General features: G+C 65.9%; 7 protein-coding genes. 4 read left to right on the top strand and 3 right to left on the bottom strand.

Features of this window, described 5'->3' with window-relative positions; genetic code table 11:
- The 3 genes from WA317_RS01655 to WA317_RS01665 all read right to left on the bottom strand — a co-directional run.
- On the bottom strand, positions 1 to 266 hold a 266-nt coding region (locus tag WA317_RS01655; protein WP_425171377.1), incomplete at its 3' end, for an alpha/beta fold hydrolase.
- A gap of 27 nt (positions 267 to 293) precedes the next feature.
- A complete protein-coding gene (locus WA317_RS01660) occupies positions 294 to 1,397 on the bottom strand; it encodes an inositol-3-phosphate synthase (protein ID WP_425171378.1) in 1,104 nt (367 codons plus the stop codon).
- 57 nt (positions 1,398 to 1,454) lie between these two features.
- Positions 1,455 to 1,997 carry a PadR family transcriptional regulator gene (locus WA317_RS01665; protein WP_425171383.1) on the bottom strand — a complete coding sequence of 181 codons (543 nt, stop codon included), beginning with the start codon at positions 1,995 to 1,997 and terminating at the stop codon, positions 1,455 to 1,457.
- A gap of 270 nt (positions 1,998 to 2,267) precedes the next feature.
- Here WA317_RS01665 and WA317_RS01670 point away from each other — a divergent pair, with 270 nt between their 5' ends.
- The 4 genes from WA317_RS01670 to WA317_RS01685 form a co-directional block, all read left to right on the top strand.
- Positions 2,268 to 3,446, top strand: a complete 1,179-nt coding sequence (locus WA317_RS01670; RefSeq protein ID WP_425171379.1) for an LLM class flavin-dependent oxidoreductase — start codon at positions 2,268 to 2,270, stop codon at positions 3,444 to 3,446.
- Entirely contained in the window at positions 3,436 to 3,606 is a 171-nt protein-coding gene (locus tag WA317_RS01675) for a hypothetical protein (protein ID WP_425171380.1), read from the top strand. Before WA317_RS01670 ends, WA317_RS01675 begins: the two co-directional genes overlap by 11 nt.
- Positions 3,607 to 3,652: 46 nt before the next feature.
- A complete protein-coding gene (locus WA317_RS01680; protein ID WP_425171381.1) occupies positions 3,653 to 4,078 on the top strand; it encodes a DUF5318 family protein in 426 nt (141 codons plus the stop codon).
- Positions 4,071 to 6,473 (top strand): transglycosylase domain-containing protein (locus WA317_RS01685; RefSeq protein ID WP_425171382.1); only part of this gene is annotated, 2,403 nt, incomplete at its 3' end. The genes WA317_RS01680 and WA317_RS01685, both read left to right, overlap by 8 nt.

Below are 6,473 nucleotides of genomic sequence, written 5' to 3' on the forward strand. Positions count from 1 at the left end.
CCGGGCAGGTCCACGGCCAGCGCCGGCTCGCCCAAGCCAACGATGACGGTGTCCCAGGTGTGCGCGTTCTGCCCGCCACCGTGCAGAAACACCATCCGCGGCGGGCGCTCACCCCAGCGCAGCGCACTGAGTGTGCCATCGGCGGTTTCCGTGTCGACGCGCTGCACGGTCGGCAGCGGGCCCGGCACCCCGGCCTGCTCGGCGTTCTCGCGCAGCAGCGCGAACTCCGAGAGGCCGGCCAGTTCGTCGTCGGAAATCTCTGGCACGCCTCAAGACTCTACGAGCGGCGGCAACTACCCCTCGATGAAGGTTTCGAGCTGAGTCCGGGCCACGTCGTCGGGCAGCTGCTGCGGCGGGCTCTTCATCAGATACGCCGACGCCGGGACCACCGGACCGCCAACGCCACGGTCCTTGGCGATTTTGGCCGCCCGCACCGCGTCAATGATGACGCCGGCCGAGTTCGGCGAGTCCCACACCTCGAGCTTGTACTCCAGGTTCAGCGGAACGTCACCGAAGGCGCGGCCTTCCAGGCGCACATAAGCCCACTTGCGGTCGTCGAGCCAGCCGACGTGGTCGGACGGGCCGATGTGGACGTCTTTCGTCTTGAATTCGCGCTGCAGGTTAGAGGTGACAGCCTGGGTCTTGGAGATCTTCTTCGACTCCAGCCGCTCGCGCTCGAGCATGTTGAGGAAGTCCATGTTGCCGCCGACGTTCAGCTGCATGGTGCGGTCCAGTTGCACGCCGCGGTCCTCGAACAGCTTGGCCATCACCCGGTGGGTGATGGTCGCGCCGACCTGGCTCTTGATGTCGTCACCGACGATCGGCACCCCGGCATCGGTGAACTTCTTGGCCCACACCGGGTCGGATGCGATGAACACCGGAAGCGCGTTGACGAACGCCACGCCGGCGTCGATCGCGCACTGGGCATAGAACTTGTCCGCCTCTTCGGAGCCCACCGGCAGGTAGGACACCAGCACGTCGACCTCGGCGTCGCGCAGCACCTGCACCACGTCGACCGGCTCGACGTCAGAGACTTCGATGGTGTCGGCGTAGTACTTGCCGATGCCGTCGAGTGTCGGTCCGCGCTGCACCACCACGTTGGTCGGCGGCACGTCGGCGATCTTGATGGTGTTGTTCTCCGAGGCGAATATCGCGTCGGAGAGGTCGAACCCGACCTTCTTGGCGTCGACGTCGAACGCGGCGACGAACTTCACATCGCGGACGTGGTACGGGCCGAATCGCACATGCATCAGTCCGGGCACCGAGGACGTCTCGTCGGCGTCCTGGTAGTACTCGACGCCCTGTACCAACGAGGACGCACAGTTGCCAACGCCGACAATGGCGACTCGGACCTCCGGCTGCGCCCCCGGCGTCTGTAGTGGCTTGTGCTCACTCATCGGGCGTTCTCCTTACTTCTACCTTGGGGGTGTTCACGTAATGCTCGATCTACTTCTTCAGCTTTGTTCGGCCCGGCCTTGGGCCACCCGCTCGGCGGCAATCAACTCGTTGAGCCATTTGACTTCCCGCTCACTGGATTCCAGCCCGAGCTGGTGCAGCTGGCGGGTGTAGCGATCGAACGAGTTGCTGGCCCGCGCGACTGCTTCACGCAGGCCCTCTCGGCGTTCCTCGACTTGCCGGCGGCGGCCTTCCAGGATGCGCATCCGCGCCTCAGCGGGGGTGCGGTTGAAGAACGCCAGGTGCACGCCGAAGCCGTCGTCGGTGTAGTTGTGCGGGCCGGTGTCGGCCACCAGCTCACCGAAACGCTGCCGGCCTGTGTCGGTCAGCCCATAGACCCGGCGAGCGCGCCGAACCGGCATCCCGGTTGGGGCGGCGTTCTCGGCGATCAATCCTTGGGACTGCATGCGCCGCAGTGCCGGGTAAAGCGAACCGTAGGAGAATGCGCGGAAGGCTCCGAGCAGACCGGTCAGCCGTTTTCGCAATTCGTAGCCGTGCATGGGTGACTCGAGCAGGAGACCGAGGATGGCGAGCTCTAGAATCGAGTCACCTCCTTTGCTCTGGCCGCTACGACAATCCGACGCCTCGCGTCATCCTATCGTCCCGATATATTAGGCACACACGAGCTGATGTTCGCAAATTGTTCAGCTGACGGACACCGCGGGCCCCGGACCGGACTTTCGGCGTCGCCGCAGCAAACCGTGCCTGCGCCGCGGGGCGCGCCGAAACCGCGCCGTCACCGGCTTTTTCACTTTGTAATCACGATGGCTGCAAGCCTGTCCGGCCGCGCATGCCGCGGGTAGACGATGAACGTGGCAATACACTTTCACTGGTTCCTGCCGACCTACGGGGACTCCCGGTACCTGGTGGCCAGCGGCCATGGCAGCACGATGCGCGGCGATCGCCCCGCCGATTTGAAGTATCTCGCTCAGCTTGCCGGGGCCGCCGAGATCAACGGTTTCGAGTCGGTGCTCACCCCGACGGGTCAATGGTGCGAAGACGCCTGGCTGACCACGGCGATGCTGATCGAGTGCACCGAAACGCTGAAGTTTTTGGTGGCGCTAAGGCCGGGACTGGTCAGCCCTACCCTCGCCGCACAGATGGCGACCACATTTCAGTGGCAATCGCAAGGCCGGCTGCTGCTGAACGTGGTGACCGGTGGTGAAAGCGTCGAGCAGCGGGCGTTCGGGGACTTCCTGACAAAAGAGGCGCGCTACGCGCGGTGCGGCGAGTTCCTCGACATCATCCGGCGGCTGTGGACATCTGACGACCCGGTCACCTTCACCGGGGAACACCTGCAGGTCGAACAGGCGGCATTGGCCCGGCGCCCTGAGCCGTTGCCGCCGATCTTCTTCGGCGGTTCGTCGCCGGCGGCCGGCCAGGTCGCCGTCCGGTTCGCCGACACCTATCTGACGTGGGGCGAGCCGCCCGGCCAGGTCGGCGAGAAATTGAACTGGATCCGCGGGCTGGCCGACGCGCACGGCCGGCAACTGGGTTACGGCATCCGGCTGCACGTCATCTCACGGGACACCACCGAGCAGGCCTGGGCCGAGGCCAACCGGCTGCTGAACGCCTTGGATCCGCAGACCGTTTCCGCCGCCCAGCAGTCGCTGGCGCGCTCGGAGTCCGAAGGTCAGCGCCGGATGCGTCAACTGCACGCCGAAGGGCAGGGTTTCGCTGCCGGTGCCGACGCCCGCAGCCTGGAGATCTACCCGAACTTGTGGTCTGGAGTGGGACTGGTTCGCGGCGGCGCCGGTACCGCCCTGGTCGGCTCGCACCAGGAGGTGGCCGACCGGATCACCGAATACGCCGAACTGGGCCTCGACCACTTCATTCTCTCCGGCTACCCGCATCTGGAGGAGGCTTACATCTTCGGTGAAGGAGTGCGCCCGATCTTGACCGATCGGGGCCTGCTCGTCGAGGGCGCCAGACAGAACGAGCCGGTCCGGTCGGCGTTCCTGCCGAGCTGCGGGGACGTCAGTGCCTCATAGTTCCGTTGCTGCGCCGATCGAAGCCGGTCACGGCGAGCCGTGGTATGCCTGCGGGTATCTGACGGTGACTGCGGTGACCAGCGTGGCTGCAACCGTTTTGCTCAACCCGATCGAACTCGGGCAGCCGCCGGTGACAGCGGAGACCGTGCCGGCCGGATAACCGGGCGAAGTCTCGACAATCGCCGCGCGGACGTACTCTAGTGACCATGCGACTGCAGCGACAGGTGGTGGACTACGCGCTTAGGCGCCGCTCACTGCTGTCCGAGGTGTACTCGGGACGCACCGGTGTTTCCGAGGTTTGTGACGCCGACCCCTATCTACTGCGCGCTGCCAAGTTCCACGGCAAACTCAGCCCGGTGATGTGCCCCATCTGCCGGAAAGAGCAACTCACGCTCGTGTCGTGGGTTTTCGGCGATCATCTGGGCGCGGTGTCGGGCTCGGCCCGCACGGCCGAGGAGTTGGTGTTGCTGGCGTCCCGGTTCGACGAATTTTCGGTACACGTAGTGGAGGTATGCCGGACCTGCAGCTGGAATCACCTGGTCAAGTCGTACGTGCTCGGCGCAGCGCGCCCGCCGAAAGGCTCGCGCGGCACGCGGACGGCGCGCAACGGTACCCGCACGGCCAGTGAGTAACGAAGGGCATAAAGACCAGTCAGCCACTGACGTCCCCGGCGGGTCAGCGGCATACGGCGCGTCCAGTCGTCCAGTGCCGCCCGACGACCGGCTGACCACAGTCATTCCCGCAGTCAAAGACGGCCCTGGGCGCGATCCAATCGACGCGGTCAAGGCGGCGCTGGACGCGGAGCCGGTGACGCGGCCCTTCGAACGCGATCCAATCGAGGCCGTTAAGGCGGCGCTGAATGATTCGACACCGGGGCCGCCGCACCACGACGACCGTCTGTTCGGCGGCCGGCGCCGCCCCGAGGGTCGCCCTCCTGAGCCGGCGCTGCCGGGCATACAACACCTGCTCAGCGATGTGGTTCATCCCGCCAATTGGCGGTGGGCGCGCCGCGGGCTTTACGTCGCCGCGGTGGTGGTGTTGGTGTTGCCGCTCATCACCTTCGCCATGGCGTACCTGATCGTCGACGTCCCGAAACCGGGCGACATCCGCACCAATCAGGTCTCGACCATCCTGGCCAGCGACGGCTCTGAGTTGGCCAAAATCGTCCCGCCGGAGGGCAATCGCGTCGACGTCGACCTCAGCCAGGTTCCGGTGCACGTGCGGCAGGCCGTGATCGCCGCGGAGGACCGCAACTTCTACTCCAACCCGGGGTTCTCGTTCACCGGTTTCGCGCGGGCGGTGAAGAACAATCTGTTCGGCGGTGACACCCAAGGCGGCTCGACCATCACCCAGCAATACGTGAAGAACGCCTTGGTGGGTGCCCAGCGGGCCGGCGTGAGCGGGCTGGTCCGCAAGGCCAAAGAACTCGTCATCGCCACCAAGATGTCAGGGGAGTGGCACAAAGACGACGTGCTGCAGGCCTACCTGAACATCATTTACTTCGGCCGCGGCGCCTACGGAATAGCGGCGGCGTCCAAGGCGTACTTCAACAAGCCCGCCGAGCAGTTGACGGTGGCCGAGGGTGCGCTGTTGGCTGCGCTGATCCAGCGGCCCTCCACGCTGGATCCCGCCGTCGACCTGGACGGCGCGATCAAACGCTGGAACTGGGTTCTCGACGGCATGGTCGACATCAAGGCGCTGTCAGCGGGCGATCGCGCGGAGCAGGTTTTTCCGCCCACCCTGCCGCCCGATGCGGCTCGTGAGCAGAACCAGACCAGCGGGCCCAACGGGCTGATCGAGCGGCAGGTCACCAGGGAGCTGATGGAGCTGTTCAACATCGACGAGCAGACCTTGAACACGCAGGGCCTGCAGGTCACCACCACCATCGACCCGCCGGCCCAGCGGGCCGCCGAGAAGGCGGTGTCGAAGTACCTCGACGGCCAAGATCCTGACATGCGGGCCGCGGTGGTTTCCATCGATCCGCGCACTGGAGCGGTCAAGGCCTACTACGGCGGTTCGGACGCCAACGGCTTCGACTTCGCTCAGGCTGGGCTGCAGACCGGCTCGTCGTTCAAGGTGTTCGCATTGATCGCCGCGCTCGAACAAGGCATCGGGCTGGGCACGCAGATCGACAGCTCACCGTTGACGGTCGACGGCATCAAAATCACCAACGTCGAGGGTGAAGGCTGCGGAACCTGCAACATCGCCGAGGCGCTCAAACGCTCGCTCAACACGTCCTATTACCGGTTGATGCTGAAACTCAAGCACGGCCCGGTGGATGTCGCCGAGGCCGCCCACCAGGCCGGTATCGCCACCAGCTTTCCCGGCGTACCGCACACCCTGTCCGAGGACGGCGAAGGCGGCCCCCCCAACAACGGAATCGTGCTGGGCCAGTACCAGACCCGGGCGATCGACATGGCCACCGCGTACGCGACGCTGGCCGCCTCCGGCGTCTACCACCCGCCGCACTTCGTGCAGAAGGTGGTCAACGCCGAAGGTCAGGTGCTCTTCGACGCGAGTAACTCCAACGACAACGGCGACCAGCGCCTCGACAAGGCGGTGGCGGACAATGTGACGTCGGCGATGCAACCGATCGCGGGCTACTCCAACGGCCACAACCTGGCCGGCGGCCGGCCGTCGGCGGCCAAGACCGGCACCACGCAACTCGGCGACACCGGCTCGGACAAGGATGCCTGGATGGTCGGCTACACCCCGTCGCTGTCGACCGCGGTATGGGTCGGGACCGTCAGGGATGACAAACCGCTGGTCAATAAGTGGGGTTCGCCGGTGTACGGCTCTGGACTGCCCTCCGACATCTGGAAGTCGACCATGGACGGCGCCCTCAAGGGCACCACCAATGAGTCGTTCCCCAAGCCCGCGGAGATTGGCGGATACGCCGGGGCGCCCGTGGCACCGGCTCCGCCACCGCGGGTGCAGGCGCCGCCGTCGGAAACCGTGATCCAACCCAGCATCGAGGTGGCTCCGGGCATCACCATCCCGGTCGGTCCGCCTACGACTGTGCCTGCC

The organism is Mycobacterium sp., assembly GCF_049802695.1.
Lineage (GTDB): Bacteria > Actinomycetota > Actinomycetes > Mycobacteriales > Mycobacteriaceae > Mycobacterium.

Bases quoted from the DNA above. Each gene is read 5' to 3' on its own strand.
- WA317_RS01660 (WP_425171378.1), bottom strand. From the start codon at position 1,397: ATGAGTGAGCACAAGCCACTACAGACGCCGGGGGCGCAGCCGGAGGTC.
- WA317_RS01680 (WP_425171381.1), top strand. From the start codon at position 3,653: ATGCGACTGCAGCGACAGGTGGTGGACTACGCGCTTAGGCGCCGCTCA.